This is a genomic window from Streptomyces sp. JLBJ103 (assembly GCF_058215575.1).
The window spans coordinates 8,313,347-8,338,273 of the sequence record NZ_CM177089.1; the positions used below are offsets into that span (position 1 = coordinate 8,313,347).

A 24,927-nucleotide genomic window follows, 5' to 3' on the forward strand; every position below is an offset into this window, starting at 1 on the left:
CGATGGATCCGCTGACCGCCTTGGACCGGATCGCCTTCCTCCTGGAGCGCGCCCAGGCGCCGACCTATCGCGTACGCGCTTTCCGGACCGCCGAAGCCATCCTGGCCGCGTTGTCCGAGGAGGAGGTACGGCGGCGGGCCCAGGCGGGCACGCTCACCTCGCTCAAGGGGATCGGCCCCAAGACCTCGCAGGTGGTGCGGGAAGCGCTGCGCGACGAGGTGCCGGAGTACCTGGCCACGCTCGAAGCCGAGGCCGCCGAGGCCGCCCAGGAACTCGACCCCGCGGCGGCAGTGTTGCGTGCGACGCTGCGCGGTGACTGCCATCTGCACTCCGACTGGTCCGACGGCGGCTCACCGATCGAGCTGATGGCGCGTACGGCCGCACGGCTGGGACACGACTGGGCGGTGCTCACCGACCACTCGCCACGGCTCACCGTGGCAGGCGGCCTGTCGGCGGAACGGCTGCGCGCACAGCTGGACGTGGTGGACGCACTGCGTGCGACCCTCGCCCCGTTCCGGCTGCTCACCGGTATCGAGGTCGACATCCTCCCGGACGGCTCCCTCGACCAGGAGCCGGAACTGCTGGACCGGCTGGATGTGGTCGTCGCCTCGGTCCACTCCAAGCTGCGGATGGAAGCCCGCTCCATGACCCGCCGGATGGTGGCCGCGGTCCGCGATCCGCATGTCGATGTGCTGGGCCACTGCACCGGGCGGCTGCTCGGCGGTAAACGCCCGGAGTCCGCTTTCGACCCGGCCGAGGTCTTCGGTGCGTGCGTGGAGTCGGGCACCGCTGTGGAGATCAACTGCCGCCCCGAGCGGCTGGATCCGCCGCGTCGGCTGCTCCGGGAGGCCGTCGCGGCGGGGACCTTCTTCTCCATCGACACCGACGCCCACGCGCCCGGCCAGCTCGACTGGCAGATCAACGGATGCACGCGGGCGGCGGAGTGCGAGGTGCCACAGGAGCGGATCATCACCACCTGGACCGAGCGGCAGCTGCTGGAGTGGACGCGTACCCGCAAGGCCCCGGGCCGCCCGGCCAGCCGCAGTGCCTCCCGGCGTACGGCCGACGGAAACTGACCGCCCGGAACCTCAGGACCGCGGGCCGGCGGGGTCGAGCACCGCCTCGATGTCGATGGTGAGGTCCACCAGGTCGCTCACCACCACGCCGCCCCGGTCCACCGTGTCGTTCCAGGACACCCCGAAGTCCTGCCGATTGACCTGGGCGGTGGCGAGGAAGCCCGCGCGCCGCCGCGGCCCGAGGTTTTTGTCCCCCTCCCACCAGGGCGTGTCCCACTGCCCCAGATAGTTCACCCGCAGTGGCACGGGGCGGGTGACACCGCGCACCGTGAGCTCCCCGCCGATATCGAACTCGGTCTCGCTCAGTTGCGTGACACTGGTTCCGGAATAGGTCCACGTCGGATGGTTCTCGACATCGAAGAAGTCCGCGCTGCGCAGATGGGCGTCCCGCTGCGGCTGGCCCGTGTACACCTGGGTGGCGTCGATCGTCGCCTCCACCCGGGCGTTCTCCGGGTGCTCCGGATCCACCTCCAGGAACCCCTCGATGTTCTTGAACTGCCCGCGCACGTACGTGACCATCATGTGCCGGGCCTTGAACTCGGCGCCCGTGTGACCGGGCTCAAAGAACCATCTGGTGACTGCCATAACCGCTTCCTGACGTGTGATCCGCTCTGGGCCCCCTGGAACGATCATGCGTCAGAAGCGAGGGGGCGACCTTGAGGGCCATACACGAAATGCACGGTGAGTTCACCTATTTGCCGTAAGTCATCACATCTTCTCCTTCGATCGGGCTACCGTCATTCCGTCGCGCACGCCCGTCCGTGGCGTGGCGCATCGGGGGGAATCGCGTGACGGACATGACAGGGCTCAGCGACACCACGATCGAGCGGATCCTCACGATGGTCGACGCGTCCGCGCTCGCCGTCGCCGAGGAGGAGCACGAGGAGCTCTTCGAGGAGTTCGCGGAGGAGTTGCGCGCGGGCCGACGGGTGCCGGGCGCGGGGGAGTTCTTCGACGACGCCAGCGGGGCACCGGCCGTCGACACCCATGTGTATCTCACCATCGGGCTGTCCGTGCTCGGCCAGATCGCCTTCAAAGTGCTCTCGTCGGCGACCGACATGGCCATCGAGCGCGGGCTGCGGGACGCCGTCGGCTACCTCACACGGTGTCTGCGCGGTGGTGACGGCAGGGAGGGCGACGACGGCGGGGAGGACGGCACCGTGGCGCTCGCCCAGCGGGTGACGGTGGAGCTGAGACTGCCCCCGGAGGTCGACCCGGAGACGGTACGGACCGTCGTACGCATCCAGGCGGAAGCCCTCGTCCGCGCCGCGGCGGAACCCGCGGGCGAGCCCGCATCCGCATCTGAACCCGGATCCGGGCCTGGCAGCGGCGGGGACGACGCCGGGTAACGCCCACCATGGCCACCGTGTCCCCCGTCCGCCGGCTGCGCCGCGCCGAGCGGATGTGCTGGCTGATCCTGCTCGGCCCGGTGTGCGCGGCGCCCGCCACCACCGGCAGTGTGATGGTCACCGGCGATGACCCACTGAGCGTGCCCGCCGCGATCGGTGGGACGGCACTGCTCGCCGTGGTGGTCCTCGGCGCGCTCTTCCTCCTCCCGCTGATCAACGAGTGGCGTTCCGACTCGCTCAGTGGCCGTGAGGCGGACGAGGAACTCACCGAGATCAACTGGACGGTGAAGGGCTGGAAACGCATCCGGGACACCTTCCACGCGGCCGGTCTTGACACCGCGGAACTCCACGCGGTCTCCACCTGGGCCCCGCTGCAGGGGCTCATGGTGCTGCATGTCCCGCAGCCCTCACCGGGCTTCCTCGGCCGGATGGAGGACTGGGGGACCCGGCTCCAGCGCCGCAAGTCCGTGTGGGCCGTGAGCGCCGCCTGCGGACTCGCCTTCGGCCTGCTCAGTGACCGGATGACGCTGCCGGTCGACGACGCCGAACTCCTCGTCCCGCTGACGGTGGCGGTCGTGGCCATCGCCGCCGTGGCGGGAGTCTTCCTCTACCACGCCTTCTCCCTCAACGTCCGCAAACCCACGGTCCACGTCACCATTCCGCAGGGCTGGCGCACCCTGCTGCGGAGCCCGGTCGGAGCGGTGCTGCTCCGCCACGAGATCTCCCATCTTCGCCACGGCGATCCGATGCGACGCCGCTATCTGCGCCATGTACCGGCGGTGGGAAAGCTGGCCGTGTGCTTCGACTCCGTGACCGCCCTCGGCGTCACACCGGTGGAGACCTCCGGCCAGACCATCGTCTCCATGACGGCCTTCGCCCTCGCTCTCATCGGTGGGCTCTACGCCAACAGCCGCGCCCGCCGTCTGATGGTGACGCTGATGGAGATGCGGGCGGACGCCGAGGCGGTGGCCCACGACACCGAGTCGGCGGACCGGCTCGCCGCGTTCCTGGCCCGTCAGCAGGACAAGAACCCCACCCCGCAGAAGGCCGCGAGGCTGCACGCCCTCACTCACCGGTGGACCGTCGGGCATCCCGCCCCGTACACCCGGGCCGTCGCAGCAGTCTGTGTCTTCGCGGTCGCCACCTGCGTCCCGGCGGTCGGGTTGTGGACCGGCGTCCTGCACGGAGTGTCGTCGTGAACGGCGACCAGGGGGTACCGTCCGGAAAGGGGGGCACCGTAGAAGGCTGTGAAAGGGGACGCGGAGGATGACCGGCACGGTCGAGCCCGGCGGTGGATCACAGGAAGAGCCGGAGTGCCACCGGGCGCCCGCGGAGCCCGAGGGCGGCGAGCCCGCCTGCTGGCTGGACCGCGTCTGCGCCGCCTGCGGCGCCATCCAGGACACCGTCCCCTTCGACCGCTGCGCACGCTGCGGAGCGGTCGCCGAGAACAACTGATCCCCGTCGGCTACCGGCTCTCTTCGTTCCCCAGCCGCTCGGTCGGCCCGCCGAAGGCCAGGTGCGTGGTCCGGGAGGCGAGCAGCCAGCGCCCCTCCACCTTGCGGAATGTGTCCTCGTAGTGCCCCACATTCGAGGGCACCCGGGTGGGGACGATGCCTCCCGCGTAACCGTCGACCCGGTACGTCGCGAAGTAGGACGTGGCGGTGGCGGTGGTCGCGGACTCCACCGTGACCGCGATGTTCGAGGTCAGGCGGCGCGAGAGCCGGTCCGCCGGACGGGAGCCGAAGTACGTCCCGAGCGCCTCCCGCCCCTCCACCCGGCGGTCCCCGGCGGGCCACGCCCACACCCCGTCCACCGTGAACAGCTCGGCCACCGAACTCGGATCCCCCAGATCGAGCCGGTGCAGGAAATCTATGATCAGGCGCTCACAGGCCCGTTCGGCGAGCAGCCGGTCCATCGGGCCGAGCTCTCCAATGTCCATGATCTCTTCCTATCAGGGTCGTCAATGGGCTTGCGCTCCTGCCGCCTCAGCTCTCGTGGTCGTACACCGTCACCGGAACACTCCGGGCCACCAAAGACCGCACTATCAGCGGCTCGACACGCGACCAGCGGCCCCCCGCCAACCCGCAGCCGATGCGCGGCATATGGACCGAAGCACCGTCCTCGGCTGCCCTGGCCGCCACCGTGGCGAGGGCCGTTCCTATCGCCTCGTAGCGCACCGGAACCCCCTTGCTACCGCGGCGCATTCCCCGCTGACCGATCATGTTCGCCACGGTCAGATACGGGCTCACCCGCACGAACTGCACCGCGCCCAGGCCGAAGTCATTGCCCGCGCGCTCCCGGTGCCAGCGCCGGTACGCCGCCTCCGGCTCCGGCCAGCGGCGCGAGACCGCCAGCACAAAACCCTTGCCCCAACCGCCCAGGTCGTTGCAGACATGAGCGATGATCTTCTGTCCCTTGCCGCGCGGTGAGGTGGCATCCCCGCGGACGTACACGACGTCCCCCATGGCTCCACCGTATGCGCCGCCACTGACACACCCCAACGGAATTCAGTGCGGGGCCAGCCCCGCCTGAAAGGCCACGATCACCGCCTGGGTCCGGTTCTCGGCGCCCAACTTGGCCAGCACATTGCCCACATGCGTCTTGACCGTCTCCAGGCTCACCGTCAGGTCGTCGGCGATCTGCTGATTGGACAGCCCCTGTGCCATCAGCCGGAGGATCTCCGACTCCCGGCGGGTGAGCGCGGCCGCTCGCGCCGCCGACTCCGGCCGTACCGGGCGACCGGTGGCCAGACGGCGTACCGCGTCGGGGAAGAGCATCGAGTCGCCGGCGGCCACCAGCCGGATGGCATGGGCGATCTGCTGGGACGGAGCCCGCTTGCGGATGAAACCGTCGGCGCCCGCCTCCAGCGCGTCGTAGACGTATGCGTCGTTCTCGAAGGTGGTGATCACGATGACCTTCGGCGGCTCGGACAGCGCGGTCCGCAACTGCCGGGTGGCCTCGATCCCGTTGAGCGTAGGCATCCGCACATCCATCAGGATCACGTCGGGGCGCAACGCCATCACCAGCGGCAGCACTTCGGAGCCGTCCGCGGCCTCGCCCACCACCGTGAGATCGGGCTTGGTGGACAGCAGGGTCCGCAGCCCGGTCCGGGTGAGTTCCTCGTCATCGACAACCAGCACACGCACCGTGCCGTTCACCGGATCCGGCGCATCCGTCGCGCTCATCGCCCCGCCCCCAGCGGCAGCCGCGCCATGAGTCGCCACCCCGCCGCGTCGGCCGCTCCGCCGTCGGACATGTCGTGCGCGGGGCCCGCGGCGACCTCGCCGCGCAGCAGCCGCACCCGTTCGGCGATCCCGTTCAGCCCCTGGCCGGACCGTCCGGTCCCGCGGGCCGCCGGGCCATCGCCCCCACGGCGGACCAGATTGACAAGCTCCACCTCCAGCCGCCCGTCGCGCACCTCGACCCGCAGCCGGATCCCCGTCTTCTCGCCGTAGCGCAGCGCGTTGGTCAGCCCCTCCTGTGCGATGCGGTACGCCTCCCGGGACACGGCGGCCGGCACCCGCCCCAGATCCCCGCCGCGCTCCATTCGCAGCTCGGCGCCTGCCTGCCGTACCGACTCCACGAGCGTGTCGAGATCGGCGAGGGTGCGCTGCGGCGCCTTCGGGGCCTGCTGGTCGCGGAGCGCGCCCAGCACATGGTCCAGGTCGTCCATCGCCGCGCGCGACGTCTCCTCGATGCTGGTGAGCGCCCGCCGCGCGGCGGCAGGATCACGCTCCAGCAGCTCCCCGGCCACTGCGGCCTGGATGGTCGACGCGGTGAGCGTGTGCCCGATGGAGTCGTGCAACTCCTGGGCCAGCCGGTTTCGTTCGGTCAGCACATTCATCCGCTCCTCGGCCGCTGCCAGCCGCTCGGCGGGCCGGTGGTCGAGGAAGACCGGGGCCAGCAGCCGCAGCGCGGCCGTGCCGACCGCCGTGGTGTATCCCGCGAGCAGCAGGCACCCCACGGAGACCAGTGGTGTCCACAGCCCCTCGCCGCCCGCCCGTACGGTGACCTGCGTCCCGAAGACGGCGACCTCGCCGCCACCGCCCCACCACACCGCGGGAAGCGCCACGCCGCCGAAGACGAGCAGACCCGTCACGGTGATCACCGCCATGCCCACCGCCATATGCGGCACCAGCCACGCCGCCGTACGCAGCCGGTTGGCCCACCGGGATCGCGGTGTTTCGGTGGCCGGGAGCGGAAGTCCGGTGTCCAGCAGGCGATTGGCCAGCCGTACACAGCCACGGCGTGCGGCGCGTGGCACGCCCATGGCGGTGACCACGACCACCAGGGCGAGGGTGAAGCCCGCCATACGCATGGGAAGCGGCCACCTCGGCGGCGCCGACAGGGCGGCGGCCGTCAGGGGCGGCACGCTCAGGGCCGCCCCGAGCAGCGCATGGGCCCAGCCCCGGTAGGTCGCCGCGGTGAACAGCGGACGGATCAAGGTGTGCATGGATCGCACAGTAGCCGCCGGGAGTTGGAGCCGCCTCCCTCCAAAGAGCCAGCTCATATCGCTGTTTTGAGCGGTATGGAGTTCGCTCCGGGAGGCGATGTGCCCGGTTGCCGCGCCATGACACCTTCACCACTGCCAACCCGTCGAGGAGCACGAAGGGCGAACACATCGATGTCATCGACCACCACCGAGCAGACCACGGCACCGTCGCCACCGGCCCCAATGGTGTCACCGACCCAAGGGTGGGTGGTGTTCCTCGCCCTGTCCTTCGCGGTCACCTGGCTGTGGCTGCTGATCGGGCACACCGTCCTCGGCCTCTCGGCGCTCAGCCCGCTGCTGCAACTCCCGGGCTTCTGCGTGCCGGGTCTCGCAGCGGTTGTCGTCCGGCGCTGGGTCACCCGGGAGGGATTCGCCGACGCCGGACTCGCGCTCCGTCTCCGGTCCGCCTGGGCCTACTACCTCGCCGCGTGGCTCGGCCCGTTGGCTCTCACAGCGGTGACCATGGGGTGCGCGGCCGTGCTCGGCCTGTGGCAGCCGGATCTGTCGTCCCTGGACGAGTTGTCGCCGGGGGTGCCGGGATGGGTGGCGGTGGCCGCCCTGATGCTGGTCCTTCCCCTTCTCACCCCGCTGTACTGGGGTGAGGAATTCGGCTGGACGAGCTATCTGAGGCCGCGGCTGTTCGGCGGCCGCCTGGTGCCGTCCATCGTCGCAACGGGACTGATCTGGGCGTGCTGGCACTTTCCGCTGGCCTTCATCGGCTACGTCGACTTCTCGAACGTGGTTCTCGGCCTGGCGGTGTGGATCGTCTCCTTCCTGTGTCAGGAAGTTGTCCTCGCCTGGCTGTATCTGCGCAGCGGCACGGTGTGGGTGCCGAGCCTGGCCCATGCGGGAAACAACATGGTCCTCTTCCTGCTCACCGGCCAGTTGCTCACCGCTGACGACGGCCACGGCCATGCCCACGGGGCCATGGTCACCTCGCTGCTTCCCACGATTCCGGTGGCCGCGCTCGCTCTGTGGACCGGATACCGGCTGCGCGTCCGACCGTCCCAGGACCTCCGGACACGGTGAGGTGCGCCCACCGTCCGGCGCCGGGTGCCCCGGCGCCGGACCAGGGGACGTGGCCAGGGCCTGTCTTCAACCAGGGCCTGTCTTCCAAGGGCCCTAGAAGCGGTAGCGCAGAATGCGGCCCACATCCCGGAAACCGGGCAGATGGGCCATCACCTTCATGCTCATCCGCCCCGTCGAAGGCATCTTCTCCAGCCCCGGCATGTCCACGCTGCGCACCGCGTCCAGGCAGGTCAGTCCGTCGTGCCAGCCCTCGAGCTCATAGGGGTCGTCCAGCCCCCAGTGGAGCGTGGCCCCCGCGTTGCGCACCGCCGGAACACACTTCTGGAGCTTGATGCCCAGCGAGCCGTAGCAGTCGAACAACAGCTGTCCGCTGGGGAAGCGGCCGGTGATCCGCTGGATCAGCCGCTTGCCCTCGTCCTTGGTCAGATACATCGTCAGGCCCTCGAAGACCGCCACCGTCGGCCGGTCGTCGGGCACTTCACTCAGCCATGCCTCGTCGGTCACCGAGGAGGCGACCATCTCGTAGTCGCCCGACGGCTCCGGGAGCAGCCGTCGGCGCAGTTCGACGACGTCCGGGAAGTCGACGTCGACCCAGTGCACCGACGACGGCGGATCGAGCCGCTGCACCCGGGTGTCCAGTCCGCAGGCCAGATGCAGCACGGTGGCCTTCTGGTGCTCCGCCAGGAACTCGGTGGTCCAGTCGTCGAGCTGTTTGGCCCGCAGCGCCACGCCCACCGCTGTCGTGGCTGTCATCCCCGTTTTGCCGAAGTCGTACGCGATGCGCTCAACCGCCGCCTGGGCGGCGGTGTCGCCCAGGACGGTGTCCGGTGAGCGGCTGTCCACCGCCCTGGCGTAGAGCGTGGCGAGCATGGTCTCCTGAGTGCCGCTGAGAGTGATCTTTTCCTGATCCATGATTCCTCGGTCGATGTGGGGGTGCTGGCGCCCCTGGGTGAGGTCGGGCACGGAGTGTTCGCGTCCGTGTGCGTACAGTTCCACGTGTTCCCTGGGGAAGGCGACCGAGTCCTGGGCCGTTCGAGTGCTTCCCGCCAGCTCTCCGGGCTCGCCGTGAGCGGTCAGTTCTGCGCGGCGAGCCACAGATCGGGGCCGAACACCTCGTAGTGGATGGCGGAAGGCCGTACGCCCCGCTCCAGCAACCGGGCACGTACGGCCCGCATGAAGGGCAGCGGTCCGCACAGATAGACCTGCGCGCCTTCGGGGACCGTGACACGGGACAGGTCGACCAGACCGGTGTACGCCTCCGGCCACTCACACTCCGGCCGCTCGTACCAGAAGTGGGCCGCGCCATGGGCCAGCTTGGTGACCAGCCGCTCCTGATCGATGCGCAGCGCGTGGTCGGCGGCGGAGCGGTCGGCGTGGACAACCGTCACCGGACCCTGGTGCCCCCGGTCGACCAGATCTTCGAGCATGGCGACCATCGGAGTGCATCCGATGCCCGCCGAGATCAGCAGCAGCGGGGCGTACGTGTCCGTGGTGTCGAGGACGACATCGCCGTACGGTGCCGAGACGCTGATCACGTCGCCCACCCGGACATGGTCGTGCAGATGGCCGGAGACCTCGCCCACCGGTCCTCCCTGCTCCCCGTCCACCCGCTTGACGGTGAAGGAGCGCACGGTCGAACCGGGTGCGTTTGTCAGGCTGTACTGGCGTATCTGCCGTGCCCCGTCGGCCAGTTCGACCTGGACGGACACATACTGGCCCGCCCGGAACGCCGGGGCCGGGCGGTCGTCCGCGGGCCGGATCCGGAAGGTGGCCACCTTGGGTGTCTCCTGGACCCGCGCCACCACCGTCCATGGGCGCCAGGTGTCCCCGGCGAGCACGCCCTGTTGTGCGTACAGCCGCCGTTCGATCTCGATGAGGGCGTTGGCCATGAGCCAGTAGACCTCGTCCCAGGCGGCGGCCACGTCCTCGGTGACCGCGTCGCCGAGCACCTCCGCGATGGCCGCGGACAGATGGCGGTGCACGATTGCGTACTGCGCGGGTGTCACCCCCAGCGAGGCGTGCTTGTGCGCGATCCGGTCGAGCAGTGCGTCGGGGCGGACGCCGGGCTGTTCCACCAGGGCGGTGGCGAACGCGGCGATCGCTCCCGCGAGTGCCTGCCGCTGTGTCCCCGCGGCCTGGTTGCCGCGGTTGAACAGATGCCGCAGCAGCTCGGGGTGGGCCTCGAACATCCGCCGGTAGAAGAGCTCGGTGATGGTGCCGATGGCCTCGCCGACGGCGGGCAGTGTGGCACGGACGGTCTCAGCCGACTTCGGGGAGAGCATAGGAGGCTCCAAAGTAGAATATGAGATTCGCATTTAACGGCGTGAGGAAGTCCGTCACGGGGGCTCCTGGAATCAGGGGGACAGGCCGGGGTTGCGTCCCACCAGCCCCAGCAGAACGGGGCCGGTGGGGGAGGCGACCAGATCGTTGACCGTCAGCGGGTCGAGTGTGGCGTAAAACGCCTCCTGGGCCCGGCGCAGCGCCATCCGCAGCCGGCACCCCTGTCGCAGCGGACAGGGGGCGTCCCCCTCGCAGTCGACGACATCGCCAACCCCCTCCAACTCCCGCACGAGTTGACCGATCGAGGCGGTGCGCCCGGTCTCGGTGAGTACCAGTCCGCCACCGCGTCCCCGCCGTGTCTCGATTAGGCCGAGGTGCTGGAGCCGGGCGGCCACTTTGGCCAGATGGCTGTACGGAACCTGCATCTCCTCGGCGACCTGCCGCGCGGTGTACGGCTCGGCGCCGGTCACCGCGAGGCGCATGATCGCCCGGAGGGCCAGATCCGTTGACTTCGTCAGCCGCATGGCAGCAGATTAGATAATGCGAATCTGAGATGCAAATTAATCGGCGTCGGCCGGAACGGCGCGGAAGTGGGTGGTCACCCGGTCGGTGTCGTCGAGGACGTGGAAGGCGACCATCGGCGGCAGGTCGTAGTTGATGAGGGCGTCCTCGTCCTGGCACTCGCTGGGCAGGGTGAGCGTGGAGACCACCCCGGGCGCGGCCAGCAGGGGAAGACCCGCGAAGGTCGTGGTCGCGGCGGTGTGCGCATGGCCGCACAGCAGTGAGACCACATGGTCGTACTGGTCCAGCACCTTCTCCAGGCGCTCCGCCTGGAACTGCCGGATCTCATCCACATAAGGGATGTGCAGCGGCAGCGGCGGGTGGTGGAAGGCGACGAAGGCCGGGACATCCGGGGGAGAGTCGGCCAGCTCACGGTCGAGCCACGCGAGGGTGACATCGTCCAGCAGCCCGTCAGGGCGTCCGGGTACCGAGGAGTCGCACATCAGGAAGGTGGCTCCGGGGAGATGGTGCGCCCGGTTCACCGGAGCGGTGGCGTCCGCACCCGAGGCGTCCTCACCGAGGAAGTGGCGCCGGTAGGCGGCCCGTTCGTCGTGGTTGCCCGGACAGGTCAGGACCGGGAGCGGCGAGGTGAGCAGCGCGGCCGCCTCGCGGTACTCCTCCTCGGTGCCGTGGTCGGCGAGGTCACCCGTCACCAGGATGGCGTCGAGCTGCCCGGGGAGACCGTTCAGATACGCCATCACCCGGCGGGTGCGCTCGGCAGCCCGGGCGCCTCCGTCCCCGCGGTCCTGCCCCACGTGCACATCACTGATCTGAGCGAACACCAACATCACAAGCCTCCTGACGACGGGGCCGCCCCCCGGCCGAGCGGCGGATCGGCCAGGGTCACCCTATGCGGCGGACGGCAGCACTCGCCGGTTAAATTCGCCGACCTCGCCCCGTCCGCCCGGAGCCCCTGAGGTCCCTGAGGTTTTTGCGACAAGGCTCCCTTGGCTGCCCGTCAGACACCCTCGGGCGGAACGTCGCGCAACGCGCGCGTCACCGACCAGGCGACGGACACCATGGGCACGGCCACCACCGCCCCGACCACCCCGGCGATGATGCTCCCGCCGATGACCGAGATGGCGACCACCACCGGATGCAGCCGCACCGCCCAGCTCATCACCAGCGGATGCAGGACATGGCCCTCGAGCTGCCCGACGATCACGATGAGCGCCAGCACGACCGCCGCGATCACCGGCCCGCGCCCTGCCAGTGCCACCACCGTGGCCACCGCCAGCGCGATCGGCGACCCGATCAGGGGGACGAAGGTGGCGAAGAAGACCAGGAGGGTCAGCGGCAGGGCCAGCGGCACCCGCAGCGCAAACAGCGCGACACCCACCAGGACCGCGTTGGTGGCCGCCACCAGGATGATGCCCCGGGTGTATCCGGCGAACGTGCTCCAGGCCGCCCGTCCGGCCCGGTCCCAGGGCGACCGGGCGGCTTCCGGGAGCTGTCCTCGGAACCGACGCCACATCCCGTCGCCGGAGTGGACGAAGAAGATCGAGCAGAACAGCGCCAGAACTGCCGCGGTCAGCGCCTCCACCGCGCGGCCCGCACTGCTGAGCGCCTGGCTGATCAGCGCCCCGCGGTGATGGACGACAAATGAGTTGATCCTGTCGTGCAGCCCGTCCAGGGTGCCGCGCCGGACATGGAACGGAGGCCCCTCCAGCCAGCGTTGGATCCGGCCGATGCCGCCGCGGAACTCACCCACCAGCCTGGTCGCCTCACCGGCCGCCGCATTGCCCACCAGCGCCAGCAGCCCCAGCACCAGGAACAGGCTGCCGAACATGGCGAGCGCCACCGCCAGTGGCCGGGGTACCACCCGGGCCAGCAGATCGGCCAGCGGGCGCAGCAGCGCCGTGGCCACCAGTGCCAGGAACACCGCGATCGCGACGAGTTCGAAGCGCCCCAGCACCGTGAACGCCAGATAGACGGCGACTCCGACGACCAGGATCCGCCATGCGTACGCCGCGGCCATCCGCAGCCCGGGATGGACGAGCCCACCGTCCCCGCTCGTGCCGCGCATGGCCGCGGCGACCGCCGCGGATCCGGACCGGGCACGGGCCAGGGCGGCCCGTGAGGCACGGCGCGGACGGCCACCGGCCGCCCTGCGCGGAGGTCGTGAGCGCCGCGGCGTACTCCCGCTCGAGTGCTCCTCGCCGCTTGTCGCGCCGCCCCGCTCCGGTCCGCCCCGCTCCGGTTCGCCCCGCTCCGGTCCGTTGTCTTCCGCGCTGTTGTGTGCCGTTCCGTCGGATGCCGGTCCATCGGACGGAGGGAGAGACCCGTCGCTCACGTCGGCGCCACCGCCTTCCGCGTCCCGGCCCTTCGTGATGGAAAGCGTCCGGACTCAGGTTATTTATCCGACTGATCCTGAATGTACTGATTGAAGCAGGGTGGGTGTCCGGGCGCTCGCCCCGGGCGCGGCGGGTCGCACGGCCGCCGAGTCCATGGAGCGAGGAGCTGACCGTGGTGTTCCCTCCCGCCCACGACGGCTCCATAATCGATCACCCGTCCAAGGAGTCGCCCGTGACGTACGACATTGCCGCCGTCCGCGCACAGTTCCCCGCCCTGAAGGCCGGATCGGCGCACTTCGACGGACCGGGTGGCACACAGACACCCCAGCCCGTCATCGAGGCCGTCTCCGAGGCGCTGGCCAACCCCCTGTCCAACCGGGGCCGGCTCACGGTGGGGGAGCGGAACGCCGAGACGATTGTCGCGGAGGCACGCCTCGCGCTGGCAGACCTGCTCGGGGCGGACCCGGGTGCGGTCGTCTTCGGCCGCAGCGCCACTCAGCTGGCGTACGACTTCTCCCGCACCCTCGCTACGACCTGGGCGCCGGGCGATGAGGTCGTGGTGTCGCGCCTGGACCACGACGCCAACATCCGCCCATGGGTGCAGGCGGCCGCCCGTGCGGGCGTCACCGTCCGCTGGGCCGACTTCGATCCGGCCACGGGCGAGCTGACCCCGGATCACATCGGCGCCGTACTGAGCGACCGCACCCGGCTGGTCGCGGTCACAGCCGCCTCGAACCTGATCGGCACCCGCCCGGCGATCGCGGAGATCTCCCGCATGGTCCATGCCGCCGGAGCGCTGCTGTATGTCGACGGTGTGCATTACACGGCGCACGCCCATGTCGATATAGTCCAGCTCGGGGCCGACTTCTTCACCTGCTCCCCGTATAAATTCCTCGGCCCTCACCTCGGTGTTCTGGCGAGCCGTCCGGAAATCCTGGAGAATCTGACCCCGGACAAACTGCTGCCGTCGACCAACGCCGTCCCCGAGCGTTTTGAATTCGGCACCCTTCCTTATGAATTCCTCGCCGGAACGCGCGCTGCGGTCGATTTCCTGGCGGTCCTGGACCCGGCGGCCCGGGGTGGCCGCCGGGAGCGGCTGGCCGCGTCGTTCGAAGCCCTCGAAGCGTACGAGGACTCCCTGCGGCTGCGGATCGAAGAGGGCCTTGCCGCGTTCGACGCGATCACGGTCCACTCCCGGTCCGCGCACCGCACCCCGACCCTCCTGCTGACCATCGACGGACGTGACGCGGCCGACGCTCACCGCTGTCTCGCCGCCCGTGGTGTCGATGCCCCGTCCGGCTCCTTCTACGCGCTGGAAACGTCCCGCAGGCTGGGGCTCGGCGACACCGGAGGGCTCCGGGTCGGCCTGGCCCCCTACACCAGCACCGAGGATGTGGACCGGCTGCTCAACGGCCTGTCCGACTTCCTGAACGAGCCGGTCACACACCCCTGAAGCCCTCGGCGTACTGTCCGCACGCCGTCCGCACGCCGTCCGCACGCCGTCCGCACGCCGTCCGTGCTCGCCTCGGCCGGAGCGTGGACGCGGTGGCCATCGGGCACCCAGCCCGGAGAGCTTTCCGGCGCGACGGGGCGTGTGCTGCCGCGCCCCGTCGCACACCGAAGCCCCGATTCCCCCGCCGTGCCCTCAGAGGTGTACGGGGCAAGGGTGCGCCGCGGTCCGCGCCACCACCCCTCCGGCCATGACCTGGCGGTCCGTCATCCAGCCCTGCCGTCCGGCAGGTCGGTCACCGCGGCCTGCCGAGCCGAACGATGACAGCGGCGCGCTCGGCTGCCATTCCGTCCGTTCCTCGTAAATAAGTTCTCTGCCCTACGCGGTGCTCCGAGGGTCCTTTCCGGGCATGCTCATTCCGGTTCGCTTCCCACATTACGGAAAGGCATCCCATGGCCAGCGCCTTACCGCATCCGGACAGGCTCCCCTCGCTCACCGGCTATCGATTTCTTCTGGCCTGCGCGGTCCTTTTCGGTCATGTCCTGACATTGGGAAGACTCTTTGCGGACGAGGCGATCTACGAGGCCGCCGACAGGTCCCATATGCTCAGTGCCGCGGCCGTCTCCTCCTTCTTCATGCTCAGCGGCTTCGTGCTGACCTGGACCCTCCGCCCGAACGACACCGCCGGACGCTTCTGGCGGCGCCGGTTCGTCAAGATCTTCCCCAACCACGTGGTGACCTGGACCCTCATGCTGGTCCTGCTCATGGCGACGGGTACGGCCACACTGCTCCCCGTACCGGACCCGGCCATCGACGAGGCCGTGAAGAATCTGTTCCTCGTCCACACCTGGGCCCCCGACATGGCGGACTTCAGCAGTGTGAACCCGGTGACCTGGTCCATCTCCTGTGAGGCGTTCTTCTACCTTCTCTTTCCCTTCCTGATCCGGCCGCTGAACGCCCTGCCCGCCCGCCGGATCTGGCCCGGGATCGCACTGATCGCCGCACTGATCCTCGCCACACCCGCGATGGTCACGCTCGTCACCGACGAGACCGCTGCCGGGAGTTGGATGCCCCTGTCCATGGAGCGCTGGTGGCTGATCTACTTCTTCCCGCCCGTGCGGCTGCTGGAATTCCTCCTCGGCATGCTGCTCGCCCTCGCCGTACGGACGGGCCGGTGGCCCGCGCTACGAATGCGCTGGCCGCTGCTCGTCCTCATCGGCCTCTTTGTGGCGCAGCCCCGGCTGCCGGACGAGTACGTCTGGGGCGCGGCCACCTGTCTGCCGCTCGCCGTGATGATCGCCGCGCTCGCCCGTCGCGACATCGACCGCCGTCCCACCTGGCTCGCTCTGCGCGGGCTGGTGGTGCTCGGCGAGGCGTCCTTCGCCCTGTACATGATCCATTTCCCGATCCTGTACGCGATCCGCCTGCTGCTCGGTGAGCGCACCTTCGGCACCCTCGCGGCCACGGCCATCGCCCTCGGTGTGGCCACGGTATGCGTCCTCGCCTCCCTCCTGCTGTGGCACACCGTCGAGTTGCCCATGATGCGCCGCTACTCCCGGCCCCGGTCCCGTCCCGCCCATCAGACCGCGGCGACCGGCGGCGCGGCCATGGACCACACCACGCCCGACCACACCACGCCCGACCACGTCACGACGGGCGACGACACGAGGGAACGCGACAGGGCCGACCGCGACCGGGCAGGGAGAGCACCGCAGCAGGATCCGCTGCCCTGACCCAGCCGTACCGCACACCACCGCCGAGGACGGCCGGCCTCGGACGATGGACCGGGGTCGGCATCCCGAGCGGCTGTGTCCCGCGTCCGCCCCGACGTTACGATCGAAGAGGAGGGCCCAGGCCCCCACGGGAGCCCGGGCGGCACCCCCGGGGGGAGAGAGCGGGGCTCCATGACACCCGGTGGTATGGACGACACGGCTCTCGCCGGTCTCCGCGAGGGGCTGACGGGTGAGGTGATCGTGCCGGGCGACCCGGCCTACGACGACGCCCGCACGATCTTCAACGCCATGATCGATCGGCGACCGGCGATGATCGTCCAGTGTGAGAGCCAGGACGACGTCAGCCGTGCGATCGCCTTCGGCCGCGACCGGGGCCTGCGGATCGCGGTCCGCGGCGGCGGGCACAGCGTCGCGGGCATGTCCCTGTGCGACGACGGCCTCGTCATCGACCTGCGCCGGATGCGGGCGGTGACGGTCGACCCGGGGGCCCGGGTGGCGCGTGTGGGCGGCGGCGCGGTGATGCGCGATCTGGACCGGGCGACCGAACCGTACGAGCTGGCGACCACCGGCGGCCGGGTGTCGACCACGGGCGTCGGCGGCTTCGTCCTGGGCGGTGGCACCGGCTGGCTGGACCGTGCCTTCGGCCTGGCCAGCGACCACCTCCTGTCCGTGGACCTCGTCACCGCACAGGGCGAAGCGCTGCACACCAGCGAGGACGAGCACCCCGAACTGTTCTGGGCCCTGCACGGAGGCGGCGGCAACTTCGGCGTGGCCACCTCCTTCGCCCTCCGGTTGCATCGGCTCCCCGTCGTGACCGCGATGCTGCTGATGTGGCGCCCCGGAGCGGGCCGGGACGTGGCGTGCGCCTACCGCGACTTCCTGGAATCCGCGCCCGACGAGATCGGCGGCGGACTCATCTACCTCACGGCTCCGCCGGAGGACTTCGTCCCCGCCGACATGGTCAACAAGCTCGCCTGCGCCGTCTTCATCACCTTCACCGGCCGCGAACGGCAGGCCCGATCCATCGCCGCCCCGCTGCTGCACCTCGGCCACGACGCCGAGATGATCACTGAGCTGCCCTACGCGGATCTCCAGTGCATGCTCGACGATCCGCCTGGCTACCGTAACTACTGGTCCGCCGAATACCTCGACTCGTTCCCGGACCCGGCGGTGAACCTCTTCTGCGCCCGCGCGACGGACATGGTCATCCCTTCCCCCTCCCAGCATGTGCTGTTCCCCCAGGGCGGGGCGGTGGCAAGAGGCCCCGCGGACTATCCGGTGCCATGGCGGAGAGCGCCGTGGATCGTCCATCCCTTCGGGCTGTGGGCGGACCCGGCCGACGACGATCGCGCGCGGCGGTGGGCCCGCGCCACACGCGAGGACGTCCGACCCTGGTCCAGCGGCGCGGTCTACCTCAACTTCATCGGCGCGGAGGGCGAGGACCGTGTCATCGCGGGCTTCGGCCCCGAGAACTTCCAGCGGTTGACCGAGGTGAAGGCCCGGTACGACCCCGACAACGTCTTCCGGCTCAACCACAACATCAAACCCCGCCCGGCGGGCCAGAAGGCCGCCGCGGGGATGGCGGGAAGGTAGCCGCGGCTCCGCGACCCCGCGCTCGCATCGTCAGGCGAAACCGCCGTTACTCATCAGCAGTTGGCCATTGACCCACTGGCCCTGCGGTGAGCAGAGGAAGTCCACCAGATGGGCGGTGTCCCGCGGGGTGCCCAGCCTGCCCAGCGGTGTCCGGTCCTGACAGTACGACCGCACCTCGTCGGACATCCAGCCGGTGTCCACCGGTCCGGGATTGATGACATTGGCACTGACACCGAGGTGCGCGAGCTCCTGCGCCGCGGCCAGAGTGATGCGGTCCTGGGCGCCCTTGCTCGCACCGTACGGAAGGTTCCCGGCGGTGTGGTCGCTGGTGAGACCGACGATCCGACCGCTGCCCGGCACACCGCGGAAACGCCGCCCGTACTCACGGATCAGCAGCCAGGTCGCACGCGCGTTGACGGCGAAGTGCCGGTCGAAGCTCTCCACAGTGGTGTCGAGCAGCCCGGAGTCGACCGACTCGCAGTGGCACATCACCAGGGCGGTGACACCGCCCAGCCGGTGTTCGGCCTCGTCGAAGATCTTCGCGGGCGCGTCCGGGTCCGCGAGGTCCGCCTCGATCGCCACGGTGGCCGCCCCGTGCTCCCCGAGGGAGCCGATGATGGCGTCGACCGCTCCGAGCTCGGCGCCCCAGGGCATGCGCTCGTCGTAGGAGCGCCAGAAAGTGAAGGCGATGTCCCAGCCCGACATCGCCAGCCGACGGGCGATGCCCGCTCCGATCCCGACCGTGCGGCCCACGCCGGTGACCAGCGCGAGCGGACGGGGCGGGCCGGACACCGGGTGGCCGCTGTCGGTGTCCGGCGCTTCCGGGTCGATGGTCATGGAGAGGATCATCGCGGCCGATCCGACGACGGACAACTCCGCGACGTACAGGGGCAGTACCCGGGGCGGACGGTGTGCCATGGCCCGTTCGGCCCCAGGACGGCGGGCCGGTCCGCCGCGACGAGCCGATGTGGGGTAGACCTCGACTGTCGGCTTCGCCCTGCCACCCCACCACCGTGTGACGGCTATGTCGAGGAGTGTGCGCGTGAGTACGGAACTGAGCGGGTCCACGGCCCTGGTCACCGGGGGCACCGCGGGAATCGGCCGTACGGTCGCCCTGCGCTTCGCCGCGCTGGGGGCGGAGGTGGTGGTCCACGGCCGTCATGCGCGGCGGGGAGCCGACGCCGTCGAGGACATCCGTGCCGCGGGCGGACGGGCCAGATTCATCGCGGCCGATCTCGCCGACCCCGACGCCGTACGCCGTCTGGCCGCCGAGGCGGGCGAGGTCGATGTGCTGGTGAACAACGCGGGCATCTACCGCTTCGCCAGCACGCCGGAAGGCACCACCGAGATGTTCGACACCCACATGGCGGTCAACACCCGCGCCCCGTTGCAACTGGTCGGCGCACTCGCACCCGGCATGGCGGCCCGTGGCCACGGAGCCATCGTCAACATGAGCACCGTGGCAGCCACCACCCCGGCGCGCGGCGCCGGAGTGTACGGCGCCTCCAAGGCCGCGCTGGAACTGCTGACCCGTATCTGGGCCGATGAGTTCGGCGCCCAGGGAGTGCGGGTGAACGCCGTACGCTCCGGTCCTGCCCGGACCCCCGGCACCGTGGAGATGGGAGAGGACATCCTCCAGGCGCTGGGACGGACCACCATCCTGGGCAGACCCGCCGAGCCCGAGGAGATCGCCGAAGCGGTTGTCTTCCTCGCCTCCCCGCGGGCCGGCTACATCACCGGCACCGTCCTCGAAGCACGCGGTGGCGAACTCGCCCTCAACTGATCGCGCGACCTCGCCCGGATCACACCCGCGCATCCGGCCGGAACGGCCGGTACGGGGGTGACATAGCCTGGGTACGTGATCACCACACTCGCTGTCGAGAACTACCGGTCGCTGCGCCGACTGGTGGTCCCCCTGGGACGACTGACCGTGGTCACCGGCGCGAACGGCACCGGCAAGTCCAGCCTCTACCGGGCCCTTCGTCTGCTCGCCGACGCCGCGCGCGGGGGAGCGGTCGCAGCCCTGGCCCGGGAGGGCGGACTGCCCTCCGCGCTGTGGGCCGGACCCGAGACCTCCGCACGGGCCGTGCGGGAGGGCCGCCACCCCATCCAGGGCACCGTCCGGACCGAACCGGTCAGCCTCCGCCTGGGCTTCGCCGGTGACGAGTTCGGCTACGCCGTCGACTTCGGCCACCCCACACCCTCCCGTTCCCTGTTCGACCGCGATCCGGAGATCAAGCGGGAATGCGTGTGGAGCGGTGCCGTCCTGCGGCCCGCCACCCTGCTGTCGGAACGCACGGGCCCCGCCGTGCGCACCAGAGACGCCCAAGGGGAGTGGAACCGTACCCAGGGGGCCGTGCGCCCGTACGACAGCATGCTCAGCGAACTGGCCGATCCGCAGCGCGCCCCCGATGTGCTCGCCGTCCGTGAACACATCCGGTCCTGGCGCTTCTACGACCACGTACGCACCGACGCCCACGCCCCCGCCCGGGCGGCCCAGGTCGGCACCCGCTCCCCGGTCCTCGCCTCCGACGGCTCCAATGTGGCCTCGGCCCTCCAGACCATCCGGGAGATCGGCGACAGCGACGCGCTCGACACCGCGATCGACGCGGCGTTCCCCGGCAGCCGCGTGGAGGTCGCCGATCGCGGTGGCCGCTTCGAACTGGCCCTGCGCCAGCACGGATTGCTACGCCCCCTGGGGGCCGAAGAGCTGTCCGACGGCACCCTGCGCTTTCTGCTGTGGGCGGCCGCGCTGCTCACCCCGCGCCCACCGGATCTGCTGGTGCCCAACGAGCCTGAGACCAGCCTGCACCCCGAACTGCTCGAGGCGCTGGCCGGTCTCATCCTGAGCGCATGCGACGAGACCCAGATCGTGGTGGTCACACACTCCCGCCCGCTGGCCACCGCACTCGCGGACGGCGCCGGGCGATCCCGTACCGAGGTGAACACCATCGAACTGGTCAAGGAGGCGGGCCGGACACTGGTGGACGGGCAGGGCACCCTCGACGAGCCCCTGTGGTACTGGCCCAAGCGGTAAGTTGGCCACGCATTGCCGTTGTCCTCGACGGGTATTAGGGTCGGTCGGGTGACTGCCGGGTCGGCCATGGGCCGTACACGAGTGAGGCGCCCGGCCTCGGCGTGAGCGCGAGGCGGGCCAGAGCCCCGCCTTTCCCGCCCCGCGTCGATGACCCGGGCGCCGCGCACGGTGCCTCCGTTTCCCTGTGGAACCCCAAGTCACCCGGAGATGAAGACTCACTGATGACGCTCAATCAGCAGGACCAGCCGCAATCTTCCGCCACCAACGCCGTCCAGTTGAACCACACCGCGGTCTTCGCCCGGAACAGGCAGCGGTCGGCCGAGTTCATCGCCACGATCCTGGGCCTCGAAGTCGGCGCCCCGTTCGGGCCGTTTCTGCCCATCGACCTCGGCAACGGGGTCACCCTCGACTACTACGAGAAGCGCGATGAGCCCGTCCAGTCGCAGCACTACGCGTTTCTGGTGCCCGACGAGCAGTTCGACGACATGATCGCCCGGTTGGAGGCGGCCGGCACCACCTACTACGCCGACCCGAGCCACACCGAACCCGGGCAGATCAACACCCTCTTCGGCGGTCGTGGCGCATACTTCGACGACCCGGACGGCCACAACATGGAGATCATGACCCGGCCCTATATCCGGCCCTGAGAAGCGACCGGGAGGTCGCGGCACGAACGTGGCCGAGGTCAGCGAACGAACCAGGAAATGGCCGGTGTTCGGGGGAGTGGTGCCGGATCGGTATCGAGGTCCTCCTGCTGACCAATGCCACGGGGATATGGCCGGGGGTGTTCTCCCCCCCCCCCCCCCGGCCGTGCCGTGACGGTCGGCGGCTCGCCCTTCGTCAGACCCCCAGACGGTCCTGCCACCGCCGGAACTCGCCCACCGGGTTCCCGTCCCGCTGCCACGGCCAGGAGGTCACGCGCCCTTTCAGTAGCCGGAAGACCTGGGTGGCGTCGCCCTTCCGGTTGGCGGTGATGAGGGCGTAGGCCAGGAGGTTCAGATCGGCGAGTGCCGCGGCGTGATGGAAGAATCCCGGCTTCTGCCAGGTGTCGTACGCCCTGTCCAGCGCCTGGGAGACCGAAGGCTGGGCCCAGTGGTTGCGGGCGAGGAGCGCCTCCATTCCGCCCCTGTCCAGCACCGTGTGGTACTGCATGACATGTGCGGTCAGCTCCACCGCGGCACACGGCGCGTTCGCCGGCATCTGGGCGCGCATCGCGTCGATGAATTCGAGAACGTGCATATGGGAGCCGCCCTCGTCGGGCGAGAGGAATTCCAACATGCTCAGATGTGCTTCGCGATGCCACCGATCGCGCGACAGTAGTTCCTGCCACAGCGCGAACACGTCCTTGCGCGGGTAGCGCTCCAAGCGGTAGACGCCCAGCAGCACCACCCACGGCGTGGGGTCGTGCTGGTTGAGTTCGGCGGCCCGGTGGCATTCCTCGACCACCGCGGCGGCGTCGGGCAGTCCTCCCTGCCTGCGGCCACGGACGAGCTGGACCCAGGTGTGGAGCACCAGGGCATCCGGGCTGTTCGGTTCACGAGCGGCCCACTCGGACGGGAGGCTGGACTCCGACAGGGCATGGGCCAGCACCGAGACCCGGTGGGCCCGGCGGTCCCAGTCGCCCGGGTTGCGCTTCAGAAGGCCGCTCACACGAGCCGCGCCCAGCTCTGCCGCGCCGATGGTGCCCCATGCGCTCGAGTCACGCAGCATCTTCATCAGCTTGGCCAGCTCCCCGTCGTCGAGTTCAGGAGTGAGGCGTGCTCCATTACGGCGAAGGGAAAACATTGACATGATCGAAAGGCTATGAGCGCTGGGGCGCAGGGCAAGCCATCTGCGGAGATCGTTATCCCACGCATACCTTCGCGGCGCACAGCCATCCATATGGTGAGATGCCGCCGGTGGCGCTTGACAGCTGTGCTGGCCACCGTCCCGATCGCCGCTACCGGCGGGGACTCGGGACTCCTGGCATTGTTACGTATTCATCATCTTCCCATGCAGGGCTCATGATGTGGCCCGTCAACCGTGCCAGCATGGACGCTTGGACGACCCTCACTCCACGCTTCGTAGAACGTGATGCACCCGCTCGCCCTGCCACGACCGCCGTGTTCCCCACACCGCCCGGGAGCGGGAAACCGGCATCCCTCACGCCTCCTCCCCTCGCCGACCGCGAGAACGAATGCGCGGAGCTCGCCACGGCGTGGGAGTGGCCCCTGCGCTGGATCCTCGTCCAGGCCGCCTGCGGGCGTGGCCGGGCCGATGTGGCATTGGCGGAGTGCCGCGCCGCGTACGAGGGAGAGGGCGTGGCGGCCGCCGAGGCCGTCCGGTTCCGGGCCCTCGCGGCGGTGTGTCTGCTCGCCCTGGGCAGATTGCCGGAAGCCTGGGCGGTCGCCGCGGCCACCCGGCACACGGCAACGGCGAACGGGGACGGACCCGCCCTGGCCGACGCCCTGCATGTGCTGGCCGCTCGAGGCTTCCTGGAAGCGCCCGGCACCGAGGCGCTGGACCTGGCCCGGTACACGGTCCGGCTCGCGTCGCCCGCGTACCGTCCCGCGCAGCACATCGCACTGCAACTCACACTGGCCAACAGATGTACCGCCCTCGACCGCGGCCATGACGCCCGGCGCGCGCTCACCGCCGTCCACGACGAGAGCCGGCGCATCGGCGGTGTCCTCCTGCCCTGGCACCACCTGACCAGTGCCCTCCTGGCATTCCACTCCGGACGCTGGGACGACGCTCTCGCCGACGTCGAAGCCGGGCTCGGCCGCGGCGAACACGGCGCCCTGAGCGGAGCGCTGCGCGCGATCGCGGGCCTGATCGCCGTACACCGGGGGCAGCGGATCGCGGCGGCTCCTGAGGCTCCCGCCACGGGGGCGTCCGAAACCACCGTCATCGCCTGGTACTACGCGTACCTGCCGGTGTCCGCCGAAGCCCTTCTCGACGAGGCGCGGGGGGATGCCGAACGGGCCTACCGCAGGCTCACGGACGCCTTCGAGCACGGCATCGGCGATCTGCCCGGCCGCCTTGTCCTCGGCCCGCTGACCCCCGATCTGGTCCGGCTGGCCCTGGCCCACGGCGATCTGGGACGCGCACGGCGGTACGCCGCCGCGTCCCGTGCCAGGGCCGGTCGCGGCGCGGGACCGTCCCACCACGGCGATGCCTACCGCTGCCAAGGACTGCTGGCCCGGGACCCCGAGCTGCTGCTGAGGGCGGCCGACCGCTACCGTACGGCGCTCAGACCACTGAGCGAAGCGCACGCCCTCACCGACGCGGCGGAGCTCCTGGCCCGTCGTCGGCCCGCGCAGGCCAGAACCCTGCTCGACCAGGCGCTGGGGATCTACGCACACCTGGATGCTCGCTGGGACATCGCCCGCGCCGCCTCCCGGCTGTGCGCCGTGGACGTCCACCGCGGCAGACGGGGGCCGCGCAATGGCGCGCGTCACGGCTGGGAGGCGCTCACTATCACCGAACGCCGGGTCGCCGAACAGGTGGCGGCAGGGGACTCCAATCCCGAGATCGCCACCCGTATGCGCGTCTCACCGCGCACCGTCAGCACCCATGTGTCGAACATCCTGCGCAAGCTCGCTATGACCTCGCGCGTGGAACTGGCCGCCGCCGTCATTCAGCGCCGCACCAGAACGGTTCCTCGGGCAGGGAGGAATGATGGGCGTCGGGTGTGCGTGCCCGATCCCGGAGGGGATTCTTCGCCGCATTCCCGCATTCCCGCATGCCTACGTCAGCTGACGGATGTATCGGACAGGGTGCGTCGGGCGGTGGAGACCACCCGATGACCCCGGGAGACCACACGGTCACCCCCGGAGGAGAACACCCCTCTCTGCGGCAAGGACGGCCCCCGGCAGGGCTTGCCGCGCAGCGTGCCGACGAACGGCCGGCCACTGCCTCCGTGGCCGCGTCGGCACAGGGGCCTTCCGGCCGACGCGGATGCCCGCCGTCGGCCGGAAGGCTCCGTCCGGACACCGTTCGAAAGTCTGTCCCGCAGTGCGTTTCCACGACGCGTTGAACCCGGGACAACTCG

24 protein-coding genes are annotated in these 24,927 nt (G+C 70.2%); 12 read left to right on the plus strand and 12 right to left on the minus strand.

Features of this window, described 5'->3' with window-relative positions:
* Window positions 1-2: 2 nt before the first annotated feature.
* Window positions 3-1,076, plus strand: coding sequence for a PHP domain-containing protein (locus AC4BEG_RS35270; RefSeq protein ID WP_490703745.1), 1,074 nt, complete (start codon window positions 3-5; stop codon window positions 1,074-1,076).
* A gap of 12 nt (window positions 1,077-1,088) precedes the next feature.
* Here the strand turns inward: AC4BEG_RS35270 and AC4BEG_RS35275 are convergent, their stop codons facing one another.
* Window positions 1,089-1,661, minus strand: coding sequence for a YceI family protein (locus AC4BEG_RS35275; RefSeq protein WP_490703746.1), 573 nt, complete (start codon window positions 1,659-1,661; stop codon window positions 1,089-1,091).
* A 203-nt stretch (window positions 1,662-1,864) separates the two neighbouring features.
* Between AC4BEG_RS35275 and AC4BEG_RS35280 the strand changes: the two genes are divergently transcribed.
* The 3 genes from AC4BEG_RS35280 to AC4BEG_RS35290 all read left to right on the plus strand — a co-directional run bounded on the left by AC4BEG_RS35280 (window position 1,865) and on the right by AC4BEG_RS35290 (window position 3,880).
* A complete protein-coding gene (locus tag AC4BEG_RS35280; protein WP_490703747.1) occupies window positions 1,865-2,425 on the plus strand; it encodes a hypothetical protein in 561 nt (186 codons plus the stop codon).
* Between the two features lie 17 nt (window positions 2,426-2,442).
* Complete coding sequence (locus AC4BEG_RS35285; RefSeq protein WP_490703748.1) at window positions 2,443-3,624, plus strand: hypothetical protein; 1,182 nt, start codon at window positions 2,443-2,445, stop codon at window positions 3,622-3,624.
* A 67-nt stretch (window positions 3,625-3,691) separates the two neighbouring features.
* Window positions 3,692-3,880: a hypothetical protein gene (locus tag AC4BEG_RS35290; RefSeq protein ID WP_490703749.1), complete on the plus strand. Its 189-nt coding sequence runs from the start codon at window positions 3,692-3,694 to the stop codon at window positions 3,878-3,880.
* A 10-nt stretch (window positions 3,881-3,890) separates the two neighbouring features.
* Here the strand turns inward: AC4BEG_RS35290 and AC4BEG_RS35295 are convergent, their stop codons facing one another.
* Genes AC4BEG_RS35295 through AC4BEG_RS35310 form a run of 4 tightly spaced genes read right to left on the minus strand, consistent with a single transcriptional unit; the run spans window position 3,891 to window position 6,878 of the window.
* Window positions 3,891-4,364: a nuclear transport factor 2 family protein gene (locus tag AC4BEG_RS35295; RefSeq protein ID WP_490703750.1), complete on the minus strand. Its 474-nt coding sequence runs from the start codon at window positions 4,362-4,364 to the stop codon at window positions 3,891-3,893.
* A 46-nt stretch (window positions 4,365-4,410) separates the two neighbouring features.
* Window positions 4,411-4,890 carry a macro domain-containing protein gene (locus tag AC4BEG_RS35300; protein WP_490703751.1) on the minus strand — a complete coding sequence of 160 codons (480 nt, stop codon included), beginning with the start codon at window positions 4,888-4,890 and terminating at the stop codon, window positions 4,411-4,413.
* 42 nt (window positions 4,891-4,932) lie between these two features.
* On the minus strand, window positions 4,933-5,610 hold the full coding sequence (locus tag AC4BEG_RS35305; protein WP_490703752.1) for a response regulator transcription factor: 678 nt from the start codon (window positions 5,608-5,610) through the stop codon (window positions 4,933-4,935).
* Complete coding sequence (locus AC4BEG_RS35310; protein WP_490703753.1) at window positions 5,607-6,878, minus strand: sensor histidine kinase; 1,272 nt, start codon at window positions 6,876-6,878, stop codon at window positions 5,607-5,609. The genes AC4BEG_RS35305 and AC4BEG_RS35310 overlap by 4 nt, the downstream gene beginning before the upstream one ends.
* Before the next feature lie 171 nt (window positions 6,879-7,049).
* On the opposite strand from AC4BEG_RS35310, the gene AC4BEG_RS35315 reads away from it, so the two are divergent.
* A complete protein-coding gene (locus AC4BEG_RS35315; protein ID WP_490703754.1) occupies window positions 7,050-7,946 on the plus strand; it encodes a CPBP family intramembrane glutamic endopeptidase in 897 nt (298 codons plus the stop codon).
* Window positions 7,947-8,039: 93 nt separating this feature from the next.
* Here the strand turns inward: AC4BEG_RS35315 and AC4BEG_RS35320 are convergent, their stop codons facing one another.
* The 5 genes from AC4BEG_RS35320 to AC4BEG_RS35340 all read right to left on the minus strand — a co-directional run bounded on the left by AC4BEG_RS35320 (window position 8,040) and on the right by AC4BEG_RS35340 (window position 12,813).
* Window positions 8,040-8,858, minus strand: coding sequence for a class I SAM-dependent methyltransferase (locus tag AC4BEG_RS35320; protein ID WP_490703755.1), 819 nt, complete (start codon window positions 8,856-8,858; stop codon window positions 8,040-8,042).
* A 161-nt stretch (window positions 8,859-9,019) separates the two neighbouring features.
* Window positions 9,020-10,228: a globin domain-containing protein gene (locus AC4BEG_RS35325; protein ID WP_490703756.1), complete on the minus strand. Its 1,209-nt coding sequence runs from the start codon at window positions 10,226-10,228 to the stop codon at window positions 9,020-9,022.
* 72 nt (window positions 10,229-10,300) lie between these two features.
* On the minus strand, window positions 10,301-10,750 hold the full coding sequence (locus tag AC4BEG_RS35330) for an RrF2 family transcriptional regulator (protein ID WP_490703757.1): 450 nt from the start codon (window positions 10,748-10,750) through the stop codon (window positions 10,301-10,303).
* A gap of 36 nt (window positions 10,751-10,786) precedes the next feature.
* Entirely contained in the window at window positions 10,787-11,575 is a 789-nt protein-coding gene (locus AC4BEG_RS35335; RefSeq protein ID WP_490703758.1) for a metallophosphoesterase, read from the minus strand.
* A 170-nt stretch (window positions 11,576-11,745) separates the two neighbouring features.
* Window positions 11,746-12,813, minus strand: a complete 1,068-nt coding sequence (locus AC4BEG_RS35340; RefSeq protein ID WP_490703759.1) for an AI-2E family transporter — start codon at window positions 12,811-12,813, stop codon at window positions 11,746-11,748.
* A gap of 500 nt (window positions 12,814-13,313) precedes the next feature.
* Between AC4BEG_RS35340 and AC4BEG_RS35345 the strand changes: the two genes are divergently transcribed.
* From AC4BEG_RS35345 to AC4BEG_RS35355, 3 genes are all read left to right on the plus strand, one after another.
* Window positions 13,314-14,534: a cysteine desulfurase-like protein gene (locus tag AC4BEG_RS35345; RefSeq protein ID WP_490703760.1), complete on the plus strand. Its 1,221-nt coding sequence runs from the start codon at window positions 13,314-13,316 to the stop codon at window positions 14,532-14,534.
* 545 nt (window positions 14,535-15,079) lie between these two features.
* Window positions 15,080-16,264 (plus strand): acyltransferase family protein, encoded by a 1,185-nt coding sequence (locus tag AC4BEG_RS35350; protein WP_490703761.1) that lies wholly within the window; start codon window positions 15,080-15,082, stop codon window positions 16,262-16,264.
* A 171-nt stretch (window positions 16,265-16,435) separates the two neighbouring features.
* On the plus strand, window positions 16,436-17,857 hold the full coding sequence (locus AC4BEG_RS35355; RefSeq protein WP_490703762.1) for an FAD-binding oxidoreductase: 1,422 nt from the start codon (window positions 16,436-16,438) through the stop codon (window positions 17,855-17,857).
* Window positions 17,858-17,887: 30 nt separating this feature from the next.
* Here the strand turns inward: AC4BEG_RS35355 and AC4BEG_RS35360 are convergent, their stop codons facing one another.
* The gene (locus AC4BEG_RS35360) at window positions 17,888-18,694 is read right to left on the minus strand and encodes an SDR family oxidoreductase (RefSeq protein ID WP_490707308.1); all 807 of its coding nucleotides are present in this window, start codon (window positions 18,692-18,694) and stop codon (window positions 17,888-17,890) included.
* Window positions 18,695-18,899: 205 nt separating this feature from the next.
* On the opposite strand from AC4BEG_RS35360, the gene AC4BEG_RS35365 reads away from it, so the two are divergent.
* The 3 genes from AC4BEG_RS35365 to AC4BEG_RS35375 all read left to right on the plus strand — a co-directional run bounded on the left by AC4BEG_RS35365 (window position 18,900) and on the right by AC4BEG_RS35375 (window position 21,541).
* Complete coding sequence (locus tag AC4BEG_RS35365; protein WP_490703763.1) at window positions 18,900-19,640, plus strand: SDR family NAD(P)-dependent oxidoreductase; 741 nt, start codon at window positions 18,900-18,902, stop codon at window positions 19,638-19,640.
* A gap of 75 nt (window positions 19,641-19,715) precedes the next feature.
* Entirely contained in the window at window positions 19,716-20,894 is a 1,179-nt protein-coding gene (locus AC4BEG_RS35370) for an AAA family ATPase (protein WP_490703764.1), read from the plus strand.
* 221 nt (window positions 20,895-21,115) lie between these two features.
* On the plus strand, window positions 21,116-21,541 hold the full coding sequence (locus tag AC4BEG_RS35375; RefSeq protein ID WP_490703765.1) for a VOC family protein: 426 nt from the start codon (window positions 21,116-21,118) through the stop codon (window positions 21,539-21,541).
* A 193-nt stretch (window positions 21,542-21,734) separates the two neighbouring features.
* Here AC4BEG_RS35375 and AC4BEG_RS35380 read toward each other — a convergent pair whose 3' ends face one another.
* A complete protein-coding gene (locus tag AC4BEG_RS35380; protein ID WP_490703766.1) occupies window positions 21,735-22,685 on the minus strand; it encodes a hypothetical protein in 951 nt (316 codons plus the stop codon).
* A 311-nt stretch (window positions 22,686-22,996) separates the two neighbouring features.
* On the opposite strand from AC4BEG_RS35380, the gene AC4BEG_RS35385 reads away from it, so the two are divergent.
* On the plus strand, window positions 22,997-24,682 hold the full coding sequence (locus tag AC4BEG_RS35385) for a LuxR C-terminal-related transcriptional regulator (RefSeq protein ID WP_490703767.1): 1,686 nt from the start codon (window positions 22,997-22,999) through the stop codon (window positions 24,680-24,682).
* The last annotated feature ends 245 nt before the right edge of the window (window positions 24,683-24,927 follow it).

Bases quoted from the DNA above. Each gene is read 5' to 3' on its own strand.
- AC4BEG_RS35380 (WP_490703766.1), bottom strand. From the start codon at position 22,685: ATGTCAATGTTTTCCCTTCGCCGTAATGGAGCACGCCTCACTCCTGAA.
- AC4BEG_RS35305 (WP_490703752.1), bottom strand. From the start codon at position 5,610: ATGAGCGCGACGGATGCGCCGGATCCGGTGAACGGCACGGTGCGTGTG.
- AC4BEG_RS35300 (WP_490703751.1), bottom strand. From the start codon at position 4,890: ATGGGGGACGTCGTGTACGTCCGCGGGGATGCCACCTCACCGCGCGGC.
- AC4BEG_RS35310 (WP_490703753.1), bottom strand. From the start codon at position 6,878: ATGCACACCTTGATCCGTCCGCTGTTCACCGCGGCGACCTACCGGGGC.
- AC4BEG_RS35275 (WP_490703746.1), bottom strand. From the start codon at position 1,661: ATGGCAGTCACCAGATGGTTCTTTGAGCCCGGTCACACGGGCGCCGAG.
- AC4BEG_RS35315 (WP_490703754.1), top strand. From the start codon at position 7,050: ATGTCATCGACCACCACCGAGCAGACCACGGCACCGTCGCCACCGGCC.
- AC4BEG_RS35295 (WP_490703750.1), bottom strand. From the start codon at position 4,364: ATGGACATTGGAGAGCTCGGCCCGATGGACCGGCTGCTCGCCGAACGG.
- AC4BEG_RS35270 (WP_490703745.1), top strand. From the start codon at position 3: ATGGATCCGCTGACCGCCTTGGACCGGATCGCCTTCCTCCTGGAGCGC.
- AC4BEG_RS35290 (WP_490703749.1), top strand. From the start codon at position 3,692: ATGACCGGCACGGTCGAGCCCGGCGGTGGATCACAGGAAGAGCCGGAG.
- AC4BEG_RS35375 (WP_490703765.1), top strand. From the start codon at position 21,116: ATGACGCTCAATCAGCAGGACCAGCCGCAATCTTCCGCCACCAACGCC.
- AC4BEG_RS35330 (WP_490703757.1), bottom strand. From the start codon at position 10,750: ATGCGGCTGACGAAGTCAACGGATCTGGCCCTCCGGGCGATCATGCGC.
- AC4BEG_RS35335 (WP_490703758.1), bottom strand. From the start codon at position 11,575: ATGTTGGTGTTCGCTCAGATCAGTGATGTGCACGTGGGGCAGGACCGC.
- AC4BEG_RS35325 (WP_490703756.1), bottom strand. From the start codon at position 10,228: ATGCTCTCCCCGAAGTCGGCTGAGACCGTCCGTGCCACACTGCCCGCC.
- AC4BEG_RS35360 (WP_490707308.1), bottom strand. From the start codon at position 18,694: ATGACCATCGACCCGGAAGCGCCGGACACCGACAGCGGCCACCCGGTG.
- AC4BEG_RS35320 (WP_490703755.1), bottom strand. From the start codon at position 8,858: ATGGATCAGGAAAAGATCACTCTCAGCGGCACTCAGGAGACCATGCTC.
- AC4BEG_RS35340 (WP_490703759.1), bottom strand. From the start codon at position 12,813: ATGCGCGGCACGAGCGGGGACGGTGGGCTCGTCCATCCCGGGCTGCGG.
- AC4BEG_RS35355 (WP_490703762.1), top strand. From the start codon at position 16,436: ATGACACCCGGTGGTATGGACGACACGGCTCTCGCCGGTCTCCGCGAG.